Raw genomic sequence first — 21,828 nt, 5'->3', positions numbered from 1 at the left:
TATATTTTAAACCTTTAAAGCAACTGAAATTACAATAAGGTTTGCCCTGCTAGAATTAAGGTATGTAGAAGCATAGCTGGAGCACCAGAAAAGAGATCTTTGATTTAGATAACATGAAAACACCATCTTCTTTGGCTAAAATTGACGGAATAGATAAAAAAATCTTACGTTTTTTAATGGAAGACGCCCGTAAACCGGTTCTTGAAATTGCAAGAAGTATCGGTATTTCCGGAGCAGCCATACATCAGCGTTTAAGAAAACTAGAAGCATCAGGACTTTTATCCGGCTCAAAGTTCATTGTAAACCCAAAATCTTTAGGCTATACCACTATGGCCTATATTGGTATTTATTTGGACAAGGCGATGAGCAATCCCATGGCCGTGAAGCAGCTTGAAAAAATACCCGAAGTTTTGGAATGCCACTATACCACCGGTAACTGGTCTATCCTTATTAAAGTATTATGTAGAGATAATGAGCATTTAATGCAGGTACTCAACAAAGAAATACAAGCCATAGAAGGTGTCTCAAGAACAGAAACTTTTATTTCTTTAGCCCAACAAATAGACCGACAAATAAGCATATAAAAAAAGCCTTCCCGGAACGGAAGGCTTTTCTATTTCTAAACAATTATATCTTAATCTCTACCACCAAAAACTTGAAGCCCCCAGTAGACCAAAGTTGCCAGTGAACCTATTGCAGCGACCAAATAGGTACGTGCAGCCCATTTCAGCGCATCTTCAGAACCTTTATATTCTTCTGGTGTAACTATATTCTTGTTTTTTAACCATGCCAATGCTCTATTACTGGCGTCATATTCTACCGGTAGGGTCACAAAACTGAACAATGTTGCCATGCCCATCATTACCAGACCGGCAACGGCTACCCAATATCCAAAACCTACACCGGCAGCGGCACCTAATGCCAAACCACCAAATACGACCCACATAGACATGCTAGATGTAACACTTACAATAGGCACCAACTTTGAACGCATGCCCAACCACTCATATGCCTGTGCATGTTGTACGGCGTGCCCAACTTCATGTGCCGAAACTGCCGCGGCAGCAGCATTTCTTTGATTGTATACCCCTTCACTTAAGTTTACGGTTTTGTTTGCAGGGTTATAGTGATCGGTAAGCATACCAGGCGTAGAAACAACCTTTACATCTCTAATACCATGATCTGCCAACATTTTTTCCGCAATCTCCGCACCACTCATTCCATTTTGCAAATGTACTTTAGAGTAATGCTTGAATTTACTTTTTAATTTACTGCTCACTAACCAGCTGACCAAAGCAATTGCTCCGATCAATATATAATATCCCATCATAATGTTTCAATTTTTAAATCGATTAAATATACTAAAGATTCCCACTTTTTAAAGAATCTATTTTTAGAAAAGCAAAAACCCCGCCAAATTCCTTTCGGATATGACGAGGCATATTTTACTGACAAAATGTACAGATTAAGCCACTATCTCTTCCCAACCAAAGGCTTCAATAATTTCTTGATATACTACATTCCCTTCTACTATATTTAATCCTTTCTTCAAAGATGCATCTTTTTCACACGCAGCTTCCCAACCTAAATTTGCCAATTTCAATGCATACGGCAATGTTACATTGGTCAATGCCATGGTAGATGTATAAGGTACTGCTCCCGGCATATTAGCTACCGAGTAATGCACCACATCATCAATGATATAAATTGGATCTTCATGTGTGGTAGGCTTTGTTGTCTCCACACAACCCCCTTGATCTACGGCAACATCAACGATTACCGTTCCCGGCCTCATTTCTTTCAGCATGTCTCTAGTAATCAAATTTGGAGCTTTGGCACCTTTCAACAATACCCCACCTATTATAAGATCATGAGTCTTGATCAATCTTCTTATATTAAATTCATTAGAGAATTCAGTAACCACATGTGGTGGCATTACATCATTTGCATAACGCAGACGTTTCATGTTAATATCTAAAATAGTTACATGAGCCCCCAAACCTGCTGCCATTTTAGCAGCCTGTATGCCCACTACGCCAGCACCTAACACCAAAACTTTGCCCGGGGCCACACCTGGCACACCACCTAATAACACTCCACGGCCTTTTACAGGTTTTTCTAAATATTTAGCACCTTGTTGTATGGCCATTCTACCTGCAACTTCTGACATTGGCGTTAAAAGTGGCAATGTTCCTTCTTCATCCTCTACCGTTTCATATGCTATGCAAACAGCTTTTTGCTTGATCATTGCCTTGGTCAATGCCTCACTTGACGCAAAATGGAAATATGTAAACAGTATTTGACCTTCCTGTATTAAATTATACTCTTCTGCAATAGGCTCTTTTACCTTTACGATCATTTCGCTCATAGCATATACTTGACCAATAGTATCTAGTATTACAGCACCTGCCTGTTGATAATCTTGATTGAAAAAACCACTTCCTTCACCAGCACCTGATTGTACATATACTTTGTGGTTGTTCTTTACCAATTCGAAAACTCCGGCCGGTGTCATACCTACCCTGCTTTCATTGTTCTTAATTTCTTTTGGAATACCAACAATCATGATTTATCATTTAATGTTACACTGCAAAATTGAAACTAATTAATAACATATCAAACATTAATTCGACAAAACACAGGGGTATTGTGTCATAATTATCATTTTATCACAAACATACCCTAATTTTTTAGGGGGTATATTTCATTTTTATATTAATTTTTAAATTATACCCCTCAATTTAACCATAACCTTGATAAATAATTAATGCAAAAAAAAGAGGCAATTCTCATTGCCTCTTTTCCAGTTATACTATTTAAGAGTTAACCAACAATATTTACAATTTTACCAGGTACTACAATCACCTTTTTAGGAGTACGCCCTGCCAATTGTTGTTGGGTTTTTTCATGTGCCATAACCGCAGCCTCTATTTCATCTTTACTTAAATCTAAAGACAACTGCATGGTAAATTTCATTTTACCGTTAAAGGATATCGGATATTCTTTATCACTTTCTTTGATATACTTTTCTTCAAATTTTGGGAATGGTGCCGTAGCAATAGAATCTGAATGACCCAATTTGCTCCACAATTCTTCCGCAATATGTGGCGCATATGGCGATACCAATATTGCCAATGGCTCCAACACTTTTCTGCTGACACATTTTTGAGCTGAAAGTTCATTTACACAGATCATGAAAGTAGATACCGATGTATTAAAACTGAAGTTTTCAATATCCTCTTCTACCTTTTTAATGGTCTTGTGCAATGTTTTCCAAGATTCTTTAGAAGGCTCTTCTTCACTTTGGCTACGCTCAGCGATCGCGGTTTCATCTAAAAATGGCGTGTACAATTTCCACAGTTTCTTTAAGAAACCATGTGCTCCGGTAATACCTGCCGTGTTCCAAGGTTTAGATTGCTCTAACGGACCTAAGAACATTTCATACAAGCGCAGACTGTCTGCACCATATTCTTCACAAATAGCATCTGGATTTACTACGTTGTATTTAGATTTGGACATTTTTTCGACTTCGCGCTCAACTATAAACTTTCCTTCATCATTATAAACGAATGCGACATCGTCTTTTAACCTGCTTTTATTACTGTTTTGAACAAAATTAGTGTCCAGCGTATTATCTCCTAAAACAACATTTACATCAAAATGCAAACGAAGAATTTTAAACCCTAACTCATGTATAATGTTATTTTCATCTGTATAGTAATATTCATCAATATTGTCAATCTTTGACTTAACAAAATCAAAAATTGGTTTTGATTTATTTGTTTCCAAATAACCAAAAGCGTTAGGCTCACGTCCAATCAAATCAATCATATCCGCTGAAACCAAAATATTAGAACAACCTGTTATTGGCTTCCCCATAAACAAAGAATTATCCGTCGCCATTACACCAGGTATAATTTGATATAAAAAAGCACTAGTCCCCGTAATCATTCCTTGGTTGATCAACTTCTTGGCAAACTCATCTTTAGGCACCAAACCTTTATCAAACATGAATTTTTGCCAAAAACGAGAGTACAATAAGTGACCTGTTGCGTGCTCGCTTCCACCTATATACAAATCTACATCTTGCCAGTAGTTAATGGCTTTCTCTGAGAATATTTCTTCGCTATTATGCGGATCCATATACCTATTAAAATACTGTGAACTACCTGCCCAACCTGGCATAGTATTCAGTTCCAATGGAAATACAGTGGTATTATTTATCTCGCTATTATTCACAACCTTATTGGCAACGGTATCCCAAGCCCATACCTCAGCGTTACCTAATGGTGGTTCGCCGGTTTCGGTTGGCAAATACTTTTCCACTTCCGGTAACTCAATCGGCAAATGTTCTTTTGCGATTATCTGCGGCATACCATCTACATAATATACAGGGAAAGGTTCTCCCCAATATCTTTGGCGACTAAAAACAGCATCGCGCAAACGATAATTTATTTTTCCTTCACCATGCCCTAGTTTTTCCAATTCATAGATGGCCAATTTCATGGCTTTCTTATACGGCAATCCGTTTAAGAAATCAGAATTTGCAATAACCGTTTTTTCCTTGTCAGCAAAAGCTTCTTCAGAGATATCAACTCCCTCAAAAATATTCGGTATCGGAATATTAAAATGCTTTGCAAAGTCATAATCGCGCTGATCACCACATGGTACTGACATTACCGCGCCTGTTCCATAACCCGCTAATACGTAATCACCAATCCAAATTGGAATAGGCTCTTTTGTAAATGGGTGCTCCGCATAGGCACCTGTAAATGCACCGGAAATGGTTTTTACATCTGCCATACGATCACGCTCGCTACGTTTTGCCGTTGCCTCAATATATGCCTCTACCTCTGCTTTCTGCTCTACCGTAGTTATTTTACCAACCAATTCGTGCTCTGGCGCCAAAGTCATAAAAGAGACTCCGAAAATAGTATCGGGTCTTGTGGTAAAAACCTCTATTTTTTCATCATGGTCTTTCACATTAAACATAGCCGATGCACCTTGAGAACGACCTATCCAATTGGTTTGCGAATCTTTCAAGGGCTGGGGCCAATCTACCTTATCCAGTCCGTCCAACAAACGTTGTGCATAGGCAGATATACGCATGCTCCACTGGGTCATCTTTTTACGAACAACCGGGTGACCACCACGTTCTGACACTCCGTTTACTATTTCGTCATTTGCCAAAACCGTACCCAATGCCGGACACCAGTTTACCTCGGTATCCGCCAAATACGTTAATCTATATTTTAAAAGAATTTCTTGCTTTTCAACATCAGAAAAATTGGTCCAGTCTTCTGCAGAAAAAATAACAATATCATCATCACAAACCGCATTTACATTGGCATTGCCTTCTGCCTCAAATACGGAAATCAAAGTATCTATATCTTCCGCCTTATCCGTATCGGTATTATACCAAGAATTGAATATTTGAATGAATATCCACTGTGTCCATTTATAATACTCAGGACTAGAAGTTCTTACTTCCCTGCTCCAATCAAAAGAGAAACCTAATTGATCTAATTGCCTTCTGTATGTTTTAATATTGGCCGCAGTGGTTATTGCAGGATGCTGACCTGTTTGTATGGCATATTGCTCTGCAGGCAACCCGAAAGAATCATACCCTTGCGGGTGCAATACATTAAAACCTTTATGCCTTTTGTAACGTGCATAAATATCACTGGCAATATACCCTAACGGATGGCCAACATGGAGTCCCGCACCTGAAGGATAAGGGAACATATCCAGCACATAAAACTTTTCTTTTTCAGAATTGTTCTCTGCTTTAAATGTTTGATTTTCTGCCCAGTATTTTTGCCATTTGGCCTCAATTTCGTTGAAATTGTATTGCATGATAGTTACTTCTTTTCTGTAAGTCGCAAAAATAGGTTTATTCTGCTAAAGGGAAAAGTTTAAACCAATTGATAACTATAGACCTAAGCCATTATCAATTTGCCACTAAAAAGCACCCAAAGCATTGAAGCCAATGCCGATATATTAATAAGGTAACCAAACAATTTCATTTCTGGCAACGTATATGCCCTACCCTTAAAAATCACAAAAATATCTAACACCATAAATGCAGAGAAAAGACCAAGAAAAGAAGCTAAAACGATATCTTGAAACCAGTACCACACCAAAACAGATTCGCACACCAAAATCAAAAGCATCAACAATTTTGAGTTTTTACGCCCTACCAAAGTTGCGGTGGTTCTTTTTCCCGAAGCCAAATCTGGCTCTATATCCATTATTTCACCAGCAATATGTGCCTGAAATGCAAACAATGACAAATACATCAATGTCTGCCATGGCAATGTTTCCAAATTATTCAGTTCTATAGAAAAGAATACAGTAACTACGTACCCAACCTGTATCAATATTTCAAACGGAGGCCTCTCTTTTATTCTGAACGGCTTAAAATTATAGAGAATGTTTACGACGACCATAAACACCAATAACAAAAACATTTTTAATCCGGCTATAAAAGTAAACGCAGTTACAAACACAGTCGTAAGTACAATTATTTTAGTGAGCACACCTTTAAGTTGCAACTTTGAAGCCTTTGCACCAAAGAGAAAGTTTCCTTTTCTATCATTTACCGCATCTGCACCAACATCATTTAAATCATTAAGACCGTAGACCAGATAGTTTAAGGGAAAGGTGACAAAAAATAGACCTAGCCAAAAATTGAACGACTGCCAATAATCTACCTGATTCGCAAAAGGAACTAAATAGATCCAAATGGTAGGAAACCAAAGTCCAGGCCTGGAAATTTTTAAGTCCAACAAATTCAACATACAATTGGGTTAAGTTCACATCTTCGTAAAAATACTTTACTTGACACTACTATGCCATGAAAGCTATACTACAACTATTCATCTTTTTAAAAAGTATATCTTTAACCTTAGATTATGAAGTGCCCCAAAACAATTTTACTTATATTATTATTTACCTGCTGCAGTATTACCATACTTCAGGCGCAGCTAGGTTTTTGCGGTGGTAGCTCTGGCGATCCTATTTTTACCGAGGACTTTGGAGCGGGCACCACAGACGGTCCTATGCTGGCACCCGGCACCACAACCTATAATTTTACCACAGGCACGCCCAATGACGGTGATTATACTGTATCTAGCACTACTAATTATTTCGACTGGATATCCATTGAAGACCACACACCTGGCGATACCAATGGTAAAGCATTTATCGTCAATGCCAGTTTTACCGCCGGCGAGTTCTACCAAAGACAGGTTACGGGCCTATGTGAGAATACTACTTATGAATTTTCATCTTGGCTGATCAACCTTCAACCAGCGAATAGCTGTGACGGCAACAGCATACCTGTTAACGTCCGTTTTCAAATTTGGGACGCAACGGACACTAATTTGCTGGCCCAAGGAGATACCGGCAGTATACCAGGAACCGGTACAACCGTATGGGAACAATATGCCTTGGTTTTTAAAACCGAACCTGGCCAAACATCCGTTATCCTTAAGATGAGAAACAACAGTAACGGTGGCTGTGGGAATGATGTTGCCATAGATGATATTTTATTTCGATCCTGTGGAGACAACGTTACGGTCTCAACACCTACCAACGAAGCTAGTTTGGTAGTCTGCGAAGACCAGGGCGGAGTATCCACAACGCTTACCGCAACACCGGACTCTTCCGTTTTTAGTTCTCATGCCTACCAATGGCAGCAAAGTACAGATCAACAAACATGGACAGATATACCGGGAGAAAACAATGCTATTCTAAATACACCTACCGTCACCACAACCACCTATTTTAGGACAAAAATAGCAGAGGACATTGTTAACGTCAATAACAATCTATGCAATGTGGTATCCGATGTTTTTGACATTATCGTATTACCTATTCCTCCTGCACCTGTTAGCAACGGGGATGTTGAAATTTGCGAAGGCGATATAGGGACTATATCAGTAAATACACCATCACTATACGCTATAAATTGGTATGACGCCCCTACCGGTGGAAATTTAATAGTATCCAATAGCCAAAATTTAGAAATTGGAGTTGCAGGTACATATTATGCAGAAGCCAATTCTACCGAAATTGAATGTGCTTCCACTACAAGAACTGCAGTCAGTTTAACCGTTAATCCATTACCGGTAATACCTGAAGATGCTAGTGTTTTTCTATGTGAAGACTCTTTTATCACTTTAGACGCCGAAGTTGAGAATGTCACCTACCAATGGTCTACAGGTGCTACTACCCAAATGATCGATGTTACCGAAGCTGGCGAATACGAAGTCGTTGTAACTAATACAAATGGATGCTCAGCCACACGCACCATTACAGTCGACCAGATAGATTTACCACAAATTGAAAATATTACATCTGACGGACCATCAATAGTTGTTTCTACATCTAACAAAGGAAATTTTGAATATTCATTGGATGGAATTTCATTTCAACCCAACAATATTTTTGAAGCTGTCGAAGGTGGATTTTACACTATTTACGTTCGGGACAATACGGATTGCGGCGTAGTAACCCAAGAGTTTTATCATTTGGTCATTCAAAAATTCTTTACGCCCAATGGAGATACGTTCAATGATTTTTTTGAACCTGACGGATTAGAAGTTTTTAATGCGGTTACCATTTCAATTTTTGATCGCTACGGTAAGCTTCTTAAATTCGGGAATACAAACAACACTAGCTGGGACGGCACTTTTGAAGGTGAACCAATGCCAGAAGACGATTATTGGTATAGCATTAAGGCAGATACCACCCAATTTAAAGGACACTTTAGCTTAAAACGTTAAGGCTTTGTTTTTTTAAGTTCCATTTAACAATACTTTGCTATTTTTACGACACTTTTAAGTACTATGGCAAACTCCTTCGAAAATTATCAAAGACGCAAACTCATCTCCTCTTATTTTTCAGTGGTGCTAAGTATTGCATTGGTCCTATTTCTACTGGGCATTTTAGGACTATTGGTCTTAAATACCAAAAAAATGGCAGATCGTTCCAAAGAGCAGATTACCATTTCTGTCTTTCTAAAAGAAAATACCAAAGAAATTGAAGTGGAACAGCTTCAAAAAACCTTGGCAATGTCAGAATACACCAAATCTTCAACGTATGTATCCAAAGAGGACGCAGCCAAACAGCACAGTGAAGATATTGGTGAAGATTTTATTGATTATTTAGGATACAACCCACTAAAAAACTCTATCGACGTAAAATTGAATGCCGATTTTGTTACCGCCGAAAAAGTTGAAGAAATTGCAAATACCCTCTCGGAGAAGAGCTTTGTAGATGAAGTAAGCTATGATCGTGTTCTAGTAAGCATGGTAGCCAAAAGTGTTGAACAAATTGGCTTTTGGATTTTAGTTGCCAGTGCCGTATTTACATTTATAGCCGTACTATTGATCAATAGCTCTATACGTCTATCAATTTATTCTAAACGGTTTATCATAAAGACCATGCAAATGGTAGGGGCTACCAAGACCTTTATCAGAAGACCGTTTATATGGCAAAATATTAAACTTGGTATGATCGGTGCGGCAATTGCACTATTGGCCATAGGCGGAGTGGTATATTATGTAAACACCAATTTTCAAGATTTGGGATTGTTAGACGAACCATATATAATGATGATTTTATTTGTCAGTGTTTTTCTATTGGGAATACTTATTTCGTTTATTAGCACTTATTTCGCGACCCAACGCTTCTTAAATCTTAGAACGGACGAATTATATTATTAAATTTGCGACATGAGTAAAAACAACAAAGTAGAACAGCATTCTAAACAAGAATTTATTTTTCAAAAGAAAAATTACATGTTCATGTTTATAGGTATTGCCTGTATTGCAATAGGTTTTATCTTAATGAGCGGCGGCGGTAGTGATGACCCTAATGTTTTTAATCCTGAAATATATAATTTTAGAAGAATAAGACTTGCGCCTACTTTAGTTCTTATTGGCTTAGGTATAGAAATTTATGCCATTTTGTTGAACCCACACAAAAAGAAAAATTAATTGGATACTTTAGATGCTATTATACTCGGTATTATTCAAGGATTGACCGAGTTTCTACCCGTTTCTTCAAGTGGGCATTTAGAATTGGGCAAAGCCATTTTAGGAGATAACTCTGTACAAGAAGAAAGTTTACTGTTTACCGTTGTACTACATTTTGCGACCGCACTAAGTACTATTGTGGTTTTCAGAAAAGATATATGGGAAATTTTAAGCGGCCTGTTTCAGTTTAAATGGAACGAGGAAAGTCAGTTTTCCGCTAAAATCATAATTTCCATGCTACCTGCAGTATTTGTAGGTCTGTTCTTTGAAGAACAATTAGAAGCTTTTTTTGGAGGTAATATTAGATTTGTGGGCTTTATGTTAATCATTACCGCAGTACTGCTATACTTTGCAGATAAGGCCAAAGACACTGAAAAGAAAGTAAGTTTTGGTAATGCCTTTATAGTTGGCATCTCTCAAGCTATAGCTATGCTACCTGGTATTTCAAGAAGTGGAGCTACTATTTCTACCTCTGTTCTTTTAGGCGTAGACAAATCTAAAGCCGCAAGATTCTCATTCTTAATGGTGGTTCCGTTGATCTTTGGTAAGATTGCGAAAGACCTTATGAGCGGAGACTTAACATTTGACGGAGAAAATAACGTTGCAATGGGTGCCGGTTTTATTGCCGCCTTTGTTGCCGGACTTGCCGCTTGTACCTGGATGATACAATTGGTACGCAAAAGTAAGTTATCCTATTTTGCCATTTATTGTCTTATAGTAGGATTGATTGCCGTTATTTACGGATTCACTAATCCGTAGTACCATCTAAACACCCAAATTCATGAAAGATTTGACCAAAGAAGACTATTTAAACGGTCAAGTATTATTGATCGATAAACCATTGGAATGGTCCTCTTTTCAGGCGGTCAACAAATTGAAATGGGCTATTAGAAAAAAATTCAGCTTAAAGAAATTTAAAATAGGTCATGCAGGAACGTTAGATCCTTTGGCAACAGGTCTTTTGGTAATCTGCACAGGGAAGTTCACCAAAAAAATTACCGATTACCAAGGTCAAGAAAAGGAATATACGGGAATTTTCACCTTAGGAAGCACCACACCATCATATGACCTGGAAACTGAAATCAACGAAACTTTTTCTACCGAACATATAACGCCAGAACTTATTAAGGCCACTACCCAAGAATTTATAGGTGATATTGAACAGGCACCGCCCGTTTTTTCAGCTCTTAAAAAAGATGGCAAGCGCTTATATGAACTGGCACGAGAAGGAAAATCTGTTGAAATTCCAAAACGCAAGGTAAATGTCAGCGCTTTTGAAATTACGGATATTGACGGCCCAAACGTTCATTTTAGAATTGCATGCAGTAAAGGCACCTACATAAGATCTATGGCTCATGATTTTGGAAAGGCCCTAAATTCTGGAGCACATTTAACAGCACTGAGAAGAACCAAAATAGGTGATTTTAACGTAGATAATGCTCAAGACCCTTTGGTTTTCGCCGATATCTTGTTAGGTAAAGAAGAAAATAGGTAGCCAACTATTGATTACCATTTATCGATCTTCTAAAATATTTTGGTATAATTAAGGTTATATACCCATGAATCTGAACAGAAAACAACTATCACTACTTGCCACTGTCTTTAGCATGTCTATTGTGGTATTGGTGTTGTATAATATTCAGTTTGGCGCACAAGAAGAATCTCACGAAGATTATGTGGTTGAAATGGTCATGGACCCAGAAGTACTGGAAGAAATTTTAAAAGAGGAAGAACCCTTAGAAGAGCAAGTTGAGTCTGACCCCATTAAAAGTCATTTAGCCTATAATGAAACCGCCAAGCCCAGTTATGGTAATCCTGAACCGCTACAAACGTTAGAGGAGCTTATGGCCGAGCGTAATGAAATGAGCGATGGCGACCCGACAGAACATATGATCGCTGATGACGGTTATTCCGAAAGGGTTAAAGCTTTGGCAAAAAAACGTGAAGAGAAAAAACAACTTTTAGGAGAAAAGGAAGCTCAAAAGAAAGAATTTACCAACAATCTAGCCGCAAGAAGAACCTCTGTTTCTTACTCTTTAGTAGACAGAAACAACTACAAATTACCTCCACCAATATACACATGCATAGAAGGTGGTAAAGTTGTTATCAATATTGAAGTAAATGCCCTAGGTTATGTTACCGAAGCAGATTTTAACGCAAAAAGCTCTGGAACTTCCAATGGTTGTCTAGTAGATAACGCCATTAACTACGCATTGAAGGCAAGATTCAATTCTTCTAGCAAAGAATCTCAAAAAGGTACGATTACCTATTTATTTCAAGGCAAATAAGTAAGTACACATAAACCGCTAAGAATCTATTCTTGATTTTGCAACGACAACAACAGGTCTTCTAAAATACTTTGCCCTTTGTCCTTATTATAAAACAATTGAAGTTCTTGTTTGAACTCTGGTGTTAATTTACCATGTTCCGCCTTATAATCTTCTACTAATCTCGTAGCTTTTGCCGATCGTGGACCCCATGTGGAAACTAAACTACCTTTCTCTTCCTTAAAAGCAATCAACTTAGGAATAGATCTACCTCCGTTAGTTAAAAACTGATCCATGAGATCTAAATTTTCATCTCGAAGAATGATAGATAAAGTTATATTGGGATTAATTTCTGTAATCTTATTCATTACCGGCAATGCAGGTGAAGCATCGCCACACCAACTTTCGGACAGTACCAACCATGAAATTTTTTGATCAACAGATTTAATTTTGGCAACCGCCTCATCACTAAATTTCAAAGTTTTGTCCCATCTACGCATACGGCTGTTATTTAACTGCGTGTATTGTGTAAGTGCCTCAGTTTGCTCAGGTCCGGTAGACGTTCCTTTCTCAGCTAAATCCGCTACAAGGGCCCTATATTCCGCATAGCTAAAACCGGTTTCCAATCCCTTTTTTATTAAATCCTCTATAACTAATTCCATGCGTTTACTATTTTAATATCTGTAATGGAACGCTTTAGTAGTATTAAAAGTGCAATGCTTACAAATTCTCAGGATTTACAGCAAGACTATTGAATAGCTTCGCCTTTGCCGTAAAATATTTGTTCTCTACCTGATTTTGTTTTAGAACGGCGTCTATCAACTTACTCTCCCTAGAGTTTATCAAGAACAGGGAACTTTCTCCAAAACTGAATTTTCGTTCTTCTGCCGCCAATAATGCCGCATAGCTAGATACTATTTCATCTATAAGCACATTCTGATTTTCAAAAGAATCCAACTCATTATAAATGGCCGTTATTTTATTCTGAATCTGCACTTCGGCATTGTCAAGCTCAAACTGTGCGTCCCTTAATTTTAGTTTTGCCAATTTCAAATCTCCACGTTCTTTTCTAAGAAACAAGGGCAATTCAAAATTTAGACCTGCTTTGTAGTTCTGTGTTTCAAAAGAATTTAGATATTCAGGTTCATCCGTAATGAACTTATACTCTACGTCAATTCTAGGCAAAAGCTTATTCGTTTTTAAACGCTTGTCTACGACCAGGCCATCAATTTTATAACTTAAGGACCTTAACTTTGGATGGTTCTCTAACACAAAACTATCCAAAGGCTTTCCTAAAATTTCCAAAGCTTGGTCTATTTCAGTATCCAAGGATGTATCTGGCACGACCCCTTCCTGCAACTCCATAGGTATATTATCGCCCATCCACAAATAGTTGGAAAGCTCTAACCTTGCATTACGTAGGGTTACGTTTGCCTGCTCTCTTTCCAATGCTCTGTTTTGAACCGCAATTTTTGCCTCAACCGTATCTATAGCGGCAATTTCCCCTGATTGCGCACTACGGTTGACCCCTTTTAACCGCACCTTGGCATTCAACAAAAAATCATTGAAGAGCAAACTATTTCTATAAGCTTGCAACCAATTGAAATACGCCAATGAGGCATCGAACAATATTTGGTTGACCAACAAATCCCTATCCGCTTTGGACTGCTCCCTAAAAAACTTTGCTTTTTTAACCGTGGCCATACGCTCATTGATCCATGATCCACGACCTAATGAAAGGGCCACCCCTGCACTATATAATCCGTCATCGGGTACATTTCTTTCTGCATTCAAATATTCTCCAGAATATTGCTCAAATTCACCCTTTAACTCAATTCCGTACCATGTTGGTACTTTAAAGGTAGAATTCAATAAATCATAATACTCTGACCCTTTAAACTCTTTTGTAGAATAATCCAAGGTTATTTTGGGATCGAAACCGCCACGCGCCTTCATTAGATTTGCCTGACCTACGCTCATTACCATTTCTGCTTGTTTGGCTACAGGGTGGTACTTTTTTACGTACCCCAAATACTCCCTAAAATTAAGCTGCACAGAATCTACGGTCTGGGCGTTCACAAACAACCCAAATAATAGATAGAAAAAGATAATAATTCTGTTCATCCTTATTTTTTTACAGGTTTATCTTGAGCCCCTTCCGGCTGATAATAATTGGCAGGAAAACCGTTCAACTGACGCCAAAGTTCATACCAAATAGGAACATCTTCCAACAGGGCAATGGTATTTGCCCCAGAACCTACGCGAAGCGCTTCCGGCCACGCCTGATCGTCCTTATCTGGAGAAAGCAGTACCCTGTACTTTCCATTAGGGTTTATAAAAGTTTCAATTGCCACGACCTTACCTGCATACGTTCCGTATGATGCATTAGGCCATCCACTGAATACTATGGCAGGCCAGCCATCAAATTGAATTCTAACACTTTCCCCTAAATGGATCAGCGGTAAGTCTATTGGTTCTACGAAAGTTTCTACCGCCATATCATAATCTGCCGGCATAATACCCACCAATGGCGTACCTTCCTTAAAAGTCTCTCCTATACCGGCGGTAAGCACTTTGTTGATATAACCGTTTTGTGGCGCCCTAACATAACGAAGCTGGTTTCGCATTTGATAATTGGTATAATCGTTTTCAAGCTTACTTACCTGAGCTTCCGAATCGAACTGATTAGACATTGCAGTGAACTTATCGCTCTGCGCTTTTGAAATCTTATCGGTATACGATGCCTGCACCCTACCGATCTCAACCTCTGCATTGATGATCTCATTCTTGGCCGCCAGTAACTTATTTTCTTGAGAAAGTAACTTTGCCTGGGTTTCCTGTAGCTTTAAACGCTTGGCCTCAACATCTGTAACAGCCTTTAAACCTTCGCTCTGTAATTGTGCCGTACGTTCATATTGACGCTCGGCAATCTGTATGTTGGTCTTTGCAGCTTCAAAATCTATACTATCACTTTGCGCTTTCAATTTGGCCTGCATCAATTTATTCTTGGCCTGCTCCAATTTTAATCGTCTTTCATTGATCAACGCAGCTACTTGATTATTCAAGGACTTTACCTTATCGCCATATGATGTAACAGAAGATGCTTTCGATTTTAATTGTTGCCCTGTTCTCTCTACCAAATTAGGATCAAAATACTCTGATTTAATCTCAGATATAAAAAGTATAGTGTCTCCTTTTTTTACATAATCACCTTCTTGCACATACCATTTCTCAATTCTGCCCGGTATTTGAGATTGAATTGTTTGTGGTCTTTGGCCCGGTGTAAGAGTAGTTAAATACCCTCTTGCGTTTATGGTCTGGGTCCATGGCAAAAACAATACGATTACCCCTACCACGGCAAATGCGAACAAGAATCTATTAAAATGCTTGTAATGCCTTTTATGATTTACTTTTTGAACAGATTTAAATCGTTCAATAGACACTTTTTTGTTCAATGTTTTATGAGATATATTAAGCATCTTTTCCTGAGATTTCGTTAATAATCTGTCCTTTGTCCATCGTAATAATTCGAGAACATTTTTTTATCCATTTATCATTTTCACTTACCACAAGTAATGCCCAACCGTTAGAAGGGTCACTTAAAAAGCTTAGAATCCTATCTGCTTCTTCACTATTAAATTGATCTAACGGATCTTTTAAAATTAGGAGTTTTGGTTTGCGAACAATACTTCTGGCCAGAACGATCTTTTTTGAAACCGTATAAGGTATTTGTTTCCCTTCTGGATAAAGAACGGTATTAAGTCCTTCGGGCTGTTTTTTTACAAAATCCGTAAGCCCTACTTTATCCAAAGCCCAATATACTTGCTCGTTGGTCGTGTCCTTATCACCAAATGTAATGTTGTGTAAAATAGTCCCTTCAAAAGGGGATTCTTCCGGTAAGGATTGACCAAGGTGAGAACGATAATAATTTAAGTTCATTCCTTTTAAAGAAACACCATTTACAAATACCCCGCCGCTATCTGGCTCAATAATACCTGCGATCAAACGCAATAAGGTATTTTTACCAGAGCCACTATTTCCTCTTAACAATATGGTACACGTAGGTGAAATGGTTAAACTTAAGTTGGTAATGATCTCTCTTTTGGGATCTGGCACACTATAAGAGATATTGCTCAACTCTACCGTAAACGACTGATTCTCTAAAAATGGTTTTTCCCCTTCTTGGATTTCAAGCTCTTTATCTACTACTTGACCCATCTTCTCCAATGAAGTTAAAAGATCGTAGAAAGTTTCTAAACCAAGGATCAATTTCTCTACAGAACCGATGACCAAAAGAATAATAATCTCCGCAGCAACAAACTGACCTATATTCATTTCTTGATTTAAGACCAGCAACCCACCAATAAGCAGAAGCCCTGCCGTTACCAATACCTTAAAACCGATCATTTGAATAAACTGTAGAACAATTACCCTAAAGTGACTTTCCCTAGCATTCAAATATTCAACTACCAATGTATCGTTCTTATCCAACGCATGGGAAGTTTTGCCCGATAATTTAAAACTGACAATAGAACGGGCTATTTCCTGCAGCCAATGCGCTACTTTGTATTTGCTCTTAGACTCATCTAAACTGGTATCCAAACCACGTTGCGCCGTGAATTTGAACACTACATAAATCAACAGCAACAACAAAAGTCCATAGACAATAAAAAACGGATGGTAGAACGACAGTAGTAACAAACCAAAAACGATCTGTAACAAAGCGGCGGGAAAATCTATTAAAACTTTTGACAATGATTTTTGGATGGTAAGGGTGTCAAAAAACCGGTTTGCCAATTCCGGTGGATAATAGTTGTACAACTCACTCATTTTGATTTTAGGAAAACGATACGCAAATTCAAATGAGGCCCGGGTAAAAATCTTTTGCTGCACATTTTCAATTATACGTATTTGCATTAATTGCAGAATACCTACAAAAGCTACACCAATAGTAACACCAATGACCAAAACGATCCATGATGTACTTATCTGTGCGCCCTGCATTAAATTGATAATGGCCTGTATCCCCAAAGGCAAAGAAAGGTTTACTACACCGGCAAAAATTGCGTAGTAGAATACCTGAAATACGTCTTTCTTGTCTAATTTTAAAAGACCCAGAAAACGTTGCCAGGCGGTCAATATATTTTTATTCATCTGTAGTGCTGTTTAGGGTGTTGAACACAAGGTGTGTCAAATATTGTGTAGGTGTTATTTTGTTGGTGCAATCTGTCAACGACGGAAAATGCTCTTTTAAAAAATGTTGATGTAGACCGTTTTCTAAAATGGTACTTGCCAAACTAGTAGGGTACTCATAGGAAGCATCTACCTCAATTATCATTTCTGCCAATCTACTCACCAATCTTTTATAAATTGCATAGAACCCTTCTTTGTTCTCTGCATCTACTTCCTTTGTCAGGTAAGATTTTGAATATTCGTTTATAACAATATTGTTCAATAAAATTTCATTGATATGAGAAAAATCCGAATCTTCTTTAGTTGTTTTGGTCATTATGAATATAGCCTTTAGCAACTTTTCCTTAGGATTTTTAATACTATTGGTAGCAAAGACCAATTGATACTCCATCCAACCCCAATACCAAGAGGTTAAATACAATAGTAATTTGTGCTTATTTTCAAAATACCGATAAATGGAGCTTTCATTTGATCCTATTTGAACACCCAACTTCTTAAAGGTAAAACTTTCAAAGCCTATATCATTGATCAATTGAATACTAAATTCAATAATTTTTTTACCAAGACCCGAAGACTCAGGGTCTTTTACATATAGCTTCTCATTGATTCTTATTTGAACTCCTTGCAATAGCCTATCCATACTATTTTGATTATAACGATTACAAATATAATAGTAATACTATCATGTAGTAATAGTTTAACATTTATTTATAAAAGTAAAACAATCTAAATTTTATGTTCTCTGTAAATTTCTATCTAAAAAGAGTTCGTACATCTAACTTTTAAGATTCTAAAGAAAGAATTGATAGCGTTACAAATAGAAATTATGATTCTAGCCTGTATTATGGTCAAAACAAAAAAAATCAGGCAAAAGCAATTATTAAACCATTACTGACACAAGAATTAATATACAGAACCAGTATTTCTCGTCATAAAGTATTTAGCAAAAATTCACAGACGAATGAAATAAAGTCTAAAAGCAAACTTTAAAATAAGGAAAGACGAAGTATTGCTCCTTAGTGCAGTTAATGTTACGAAAAGAAAACAATTTTTAACACATGCCATTGCTGTTTGCCATACCAATTATATACATGGATGACAAACAAATTAAACCATTACGAGAACGGACAGCTAAGGTTTAAAATTTGTTTAATAAGCACTAATCCAGTCAAAATTATCTTGAATTACCTGATGCTTCTCTTTTTCAAGATAATCCAAAAATGCCAAGGCAGTAGGCGATAATTTTTTTGATTTAAGCCAAATTAAGTTCCATTTTGTTTCTATTGGCAGACCTTTGACCGGAATTATCTGTACATCATTATTTTTTAATTCATTCCTTAACCCAATTATTGGCATAATTGAAAAACCCAAACTAGCGATTACAGCTTGTTTAACGGCTTCATTAGAAGTTAACTCAATTTTCTTTCTAACTTCAAATTTGTTCTTAATTATAAAGGTTTCCATTGCAGCTCTTGTTGCCGAACCTACTTCCCTATATATTAAGGGCGATTGCTCAAAAATTTTCCTTCGAGAGAGATTTTTATTATTCAAGCCTTTTTTACCGGCAATCAAATACAGTTTATTCTGCATAAGCTCTACGCGTTCTACTTTCAATTTTTTTGGCAGAACCGATACCATGGCAAAATCCACCGCATTCAATTCAAGACTTTCTACTACCTGTGTTTTATTTGTAACATCTATTATTAAATCAACACCCTTATTTTGATGAGAAAAATTAGAGAGCATATACGGCATAACATATTTACCGGTAGAAACTACTGAAAATTTTAATTTACCCGCCAGCTCTCCTTTATAGGAAAGAATTTTATAATTAATAGCATCTACTTCATTCAGAATCTTTTTGGCGGCACTTGCAATTTCTTTTCCAAAATCGGTCACATACAGCTTTCTTCCTACTACTTCCGTCAAGGGAATAGAGAACTGATCTTGAAAATTTTTTAATTGAATGGATACCGCAGGCTGGGTTAAAAACAACTCTTCAGAAGCCTTTGTAATACTCTGACTTTCTGTTATTTGCAGAAATATTCTCAACTGATGCAATGTATAATTCATAAATATTTTTTATGTATACCATAATAAATATAAATAAAATTTAATGAATAAAAAATATAAGATTTGCAACCGAATTAAAACTTAAAATTATGGATGCAGTAATTAAAAATGAAGTCAAAAAAACTACCAAGAAACAGAAAATTCAACTTGTGGACGGTGAGTTTACAGTTTCTGAAGCAAATGACATTGTCAAAAATCTTATTAATGAAAAAATAAATTTTCATAAGCTACAACGTCTTGCCCTTTATGAAGGTTCATCAAAATCAAATACAGAATTCGCCGATGACCGTATTAAACAACTTGAAAACGACAAGATTACTTCAAATGATTTTTTTAAGGACAAGTATGGTAAAAATTTCACTATTTCCATTAATGGGGTTTTGGAAATAACGGTAAACGAAAACGCCTAATCTCTTTAAAAAAATCTGTATGTATAAAAAAGCAAATCTTTCTGTTTTAGCAACATTTCTGTTCATGGCTACATTAGTACTTATTTCATATAAGAACAATGCTCTTTTCTTAAATCAAATTCTGATTTCCTGTAGCCTTATCACCTTAATAATATTCATTAGAACAAGAGGTAACGAAAACTAAAAAACAAGTTGTTCTTCTGAATATACAAGTAAAAGGGAGCATCAATATTTAAAGCTCCCTTTAACCAATTTCTAAATATACTTTTATGGATTTGAATTTATTGTTAGATAATCTGACCAACCCGGCCCTGCTCTTTTTCTTCTTGGGAGTTATAGCCGTTCAACTAAAAAGTGACCTGGAAATTCCTCCTAATTCATCAAAATTCATATCACTTTACTTAATGTTTTCAATAGGGTTTAAAGGTGGCCAGGAACTTTCACACAGCAATATGGACATAGAAATTCTATGGTCTTTATTATTCGGTATATTCTTGGCACTGTTCGTACCTATCTATACCTATTTTATATTAAGAAGAAAATTTAGTGTCGCCAACTCTGGAGCCATAGCAGCTTCTTATGGTTCTGTAAGTGCCGTAACTTTTGTAACAGCGGTATCATTTCTTGAAATGGAACAAATTGAGTTTGGCGGGCATATGGTAGCTGTAATGGCACTTATGGAAGCTCCATCCATAATTATTGGAGTACTGTTAATGTCATATTTCCAAAAAAATAAACAAAATAAAATATCCTTACCTAATGTTTTAAGACATTCTCTTACCAATGGTAGTGTTCTTCTAATCATAGGCAGCTTGATCATTGGTTTTTTGGCCAGTGACCAACACGCAAGGGGCATAGCACCATTTACAACTGATATTTTTAAAGGTTTTTTAGCGGTGTTCCTTTTGGACATGGGTATTACAAGTGGTAAAAAATTAGCAGATTTCCTCAAAAAGGGTTGGTTCGCATTCCTTTTTGCCATAGTGATCCCAATAATGAACGGATGCTTGGTTGCTATGGTAAGCTCAATATTTACCGAAAGCGTTGGTAATCGATTTCTATTTGCCATCTTAGCGGCCAGTGCATCTTACATTGCCGTACCGGCCGCTATGCGCCTAGCAGCACCAAAAGCAAACCCTAGCTTGTATTTACCCATGGCACTTGCTATTACGTTTCCCTTCAACATAACCTTGGGTATGCCCCTTTATTTATGTATTGTTAACTGGTAATAATTTGACCAGAACTCAATTAATAGTACTTTTATTTCATGAATAAAGAAAGATGTGGCTGGTGCAAAGGTGATGCTCTTTACGAAGCTTATCATGACCAGGAATGGGGGGTACCCGTTAAAGACGATAATCTGTTGTTCGAATTTTTAGTATTAGAAACTTTTCAAGCTGGTTTAAGTTGGATTACCATTTTAAAGAGACGAGAAAATTTTAGGGTAGCATTCGATCATTTCGATTATAAAAAAATTGCTAAATATCCTGAAACCAAAATTCTAACTTTACTACAAAATGAGGGGATTATTAGAAACAAACTTAAAGTAAGGGCTACGGTGACCAATGCCATTGCCTACATGGAAATTCAGAAAGAATTTGGTAGTTTTAGTAGCTATATCTGGAAATTTGTAAACAATGAACCTATTACGAACAAAGTAATAAATTACAAAGATGCCCCTGCCAATACACCCATATCAGATACCATTAGTAAAGACCTAAAAAAGCGCGGTTTTAAATTTGTAGGCAGTACTATTATTTATGCGTTTATGCAGGCCACTGGCATGGTAAACGACCATCAAATAGATTGTTTTAGATATCATGAGGTATAGCACAAACCAAT

At 37.0% G+C, this 21,828-nt stretch carries 21 protein-coding genes; 11 read left to right on the top strand and 10 right to left on the bottom strand.

Annotated elements, in window-relative coordinates; genetic code table 11:
- Positions 1-113: 113 nt before the first annotated feature.
- The gene (locus tag PXC01_RS03185; RefSeq protein WP_276470932.1) at positions 114-584 is read left to right on the top strand and encodes an Lrp/AsnC ligand binding domain-containing protein; all 471 of its coding nucleotides are present in this window, start codon (positions 114-116) and stop codon (positions 582-584) included.
- 50 nt (positions 585-634) lie between these two features.
- On the opposite strand, the gene PXC01_RS03180 is transcribed toward PXC01_RS03185, so the two are convergent.
- The 4 genes from PXC01_RS03180 to PXC01_RS03165 form a co-directional block, all read right to left on the bottom strand.
- Positions 635-1,330 (bottom strand): zinc metallopeptidase, encoded by a 696-nt coding sequence (locus PXC01_RS03180; protein ID WP_276470931.1) that lies wholly within the window; start codon positions 1,328-1,330, stop codon positions 635-637.
- Positions 1,331-1,465: 135 nt separating this feature from the next.
- Positions 1,466-2,566, bottom strand: coding sequence for an alanine dehydrogenase (ald, locus tag PXC01_RS03175; RefSeq protein WP_276470930.1), 1,101 nt, complete (start codon positions 2,564-2,566; stop codon positions 1,466-1,468).
- Positions 2,567-2,823: 257 nt separating this feature from the next.
- On the bottom strand, positions 2,824-5,856 hold the full coding sequence (locus PXC01_RS03170) for a leucine--tRNA ligase (protein ID WP_276470929.1): 3,033 nt from the start codon (positions 5,854-5,856) through the stop codon (positions 2,824-2,826).
- Positions 5,857-5,939: 83 nt separating this feature from the next.
- Positions 5,940-6,800 carry a UbiA family prenyltransferase gene (locus tag PXC01_RS03165; protein ID WP_276470928.1) on the bottom strand — a complete coding sequence of 287 codons (861 nt, stop codon included), beginning with the start codon at positions 6,798-6,800 and terminating at the stop codon, positions 5,940-5,942.
- Between the two features lie 114 nt (positions 6,801-6,914).
- Here PXC01_RS03165 and PXC01_RS03160 point away from each other — a divergent pair, with 114 nt between their 5' ends.
- The 6 genes from PXC01_RS03160 (at position 6,915) to PXC01_RS03135 (ending at position 12,331) form a co-directional block, all read left to right on the top strand.
- Positions 6,915-8,789, top strand: coding sequence for a T9SS type B sorting domain-containing protein (locus PXC01_RS03160; RefSeq protein WP_276470927.1), 1,875 nt, complete (start codon positions 6,915-6,917; stop codon positions 8,787-8,789).
- A 63-nt stretch (positions 8,790-8,852) separates the two neighbouring features.
- Positions 8,853-9,731 (top strand): cell division protein FtsX, encoded by an 879-nt coding sequence (locus PXC01_RS03155; RefSeq protein ID WP_276470926.1) that lies wholly within the window; start codon positions 8,853-8,855, stop codon positions 9,729-9,731.
- A 9-nt stretch (positions 9,732-9,740) separates the two neighbouring features.
- The gene (locus tag PXC01_RS03150) at positions 9,741-10,004 is read left to right on the top strand and encodes a DUF3098 domain-containing protein (protein ID WP_276470925.1); all 264 of its coding nucleotides are present in this window, start codon (positions 9,741-9,743) and stop codon (positions 10,002-10,004) included.
- Entirely contained in the window at positions 10,005-10,802 is a 798-nt protein-coding gene (locus PXC01_RS03145) for an undecaprenyl-diphosphate phosphatase (protein ID WP_276470924.1), read from the top strand.
- A gap of 22 nt (positions 10,803-10,824) precedes the next feature.
- A complete protein-coding gene (truB, locus tag PXC01_RS03140) occupies positions 10,825-11,538 on the top strand; it encodes a tRNA pseudouridine(55) synthase TruB (protein WP_276470923.1) in 714 nt (237 codons plus the stop codon).
- A 64-nt stretch (positions 11,539-11,602) separates the two neighbouring features.
- Complete coding sequence (locus PXC01_RS03135) at positions 11,603-12,331, top strand: hypothetical protein (protein WP_276470922.1); 729 nt, start codon at positions 11,603-11,605, stop codon at positions 12,329-12,331.
- 26 nt (positions 12,332-12,357) lie between these two features.
- On the opposite strand, the gene PXC01_RS03130 is transcribed toward PXC01_RS03135, so the two are convergent.
- The 6 genes from PXC01_RS03130 to PXC01_RS03105 form a co-directional block, all read right to left on the bottom strand.
- The gene (locus tag PXC01_RS03130; RefSeq protein WP_276470921.1) at positions 12,358-12,972 is read right to left on the bottom strand and encodes a thioredoxin family protein; all 615 of its coding nucleotides are present in this window, start codon (positions 12,970-12,972) and stop codon (positions 12,358-12,360) included.
- Positions 12,973-13,030: 58 nt separating this feature from the next.
- Positions 13,031-14,434, bottom strand: a complete 1,404-nt coding sequence (locus tag PXC01_RS03125) for a TolC family protein (RefSeq protein WP_276470920.1) — start codon at positions 14,432-14,434, stop codon at positions 13,031-13,033.
- 2 nt (positions 14,435-14,436) lie between these two features.
- On the bottom strand, positions 14,437-15,789 hold the full coding sequence (locus PXC01_RS03120; protein WP_276470919.1) for an HlyD family secretion protein: 1,353 nt from the start codon (positions 15,787-15,789) through the stop codon (positions 14,437-14,439).
- Positions 15,782-17,464 carry a peptidase domain-containing ABC transporter gene (locus tag PXC01_RS03115; RefSeq protein ID WP_276470918.1) on the bottom strand — a complete coding sequence of 561 codons (1,683 nt, stop codon included), beginning with the start codon at positions 17,462-17,464 and terminating at the stop codon, positions 15,782-15,784. The genes PXC01_RS03120 and PXC01_RS03115 overlap by 8 nt, the downstream gene beginning before the upstream one ends.
- A complete protein-coding gene (locus PXC01_RS03110) occupies positions 17,457-18,143 on the bottom strand; it encodes a TetR/AcrR family transcriptional regulator (RefSeq protein WP_276470917.1) in 687 nt (228 codons plus the stop codon). Before PXC01_RS03110 ends, PXC01_RS03115 begins: the two co-directional genes overlap by 8 nt.
- A 509-nt stretch (positions 18,144-18,652) precedes the next feature.
- Complete coding sequence (locus PXC01_RS03105; protein WP_276470916.1) at positions 18,653-19,576, bottom strand: LysR family transcriptional regulator; 924 nt, start codon at positions 19,574-19,576, stop codon at positions 18,653-18,655.
- Positions 19,577-19,665: 89 nt separating this feature from the next.
- Here PXC01_RS03105 and PXC01_RS03100 point away from each other — a divergent pair, with 89 nt between their 5' ends.
- From PXC01_RS03100 to PXC01_RS03085, 4 genes are all read left to right on the top strand, one after another.
- The gene (locus tag PXC01_RS03100) at positions 19,666-19,986 is read left to right on the top strand and encodes a hypothetical protein (protein ID WP_276470915.1); all 321 of its coding nucleotides are present in this window, start codon (positions 19,666-19,668) and stop codon (positions 19,984-19,986) included.
- Between the two features lie 19 nt (positions 19,987-20,005).
- Entirely contained in the window at positions 20,006-20,170 is a 165-nt protein-coding gene (locus PXC01_RS03095; RefSeq protein WP_276470914.1) for a hypothetical protein, read from the top strand.
- 85 nt (positions 20,171-20,255) lie between these two features.
- Positions 20,256-21,215: a sodium-dependent bicarbonate transport family permease gene (locus PXC01_RS03090; protein ID WP_276470913.1), complete on the top strand. Its 960-nt coding sequence runs from the start codon at positions 20,256-20,258 to the stop codon at positions 21,213-21,215.
- A gap of 38 nt (positions 21,216-21,253) precedes the next feature.
- The gene (locus PXC01_RS03085) at positions 21,254-21,817 is read left to right on the top strand and encodes a DNA-3-methyladenine glycosylase I (protein WP_276470912.1); all 564 of its coding nucleotides are present in this window, start codon (positions 21,254-21,256) and stop codon (positions 21,815-21,817) included.
- Positions 21,818-21,828 lie beyond the last annotated feature (11 nt).

Source organism: Maribacter huludaoensis (assembly GCF_029350945.1).
GTDB classification, from domain to species: Bacteria; Bacteroidota; Bacteroidia; order Flavobacteriales; family Flavobacteriaceae; genus Maribacter; species Maribacter huludaoensis.
This window is presented reverse-complemented; position numbering and strand designations above follow the sequence as displayed.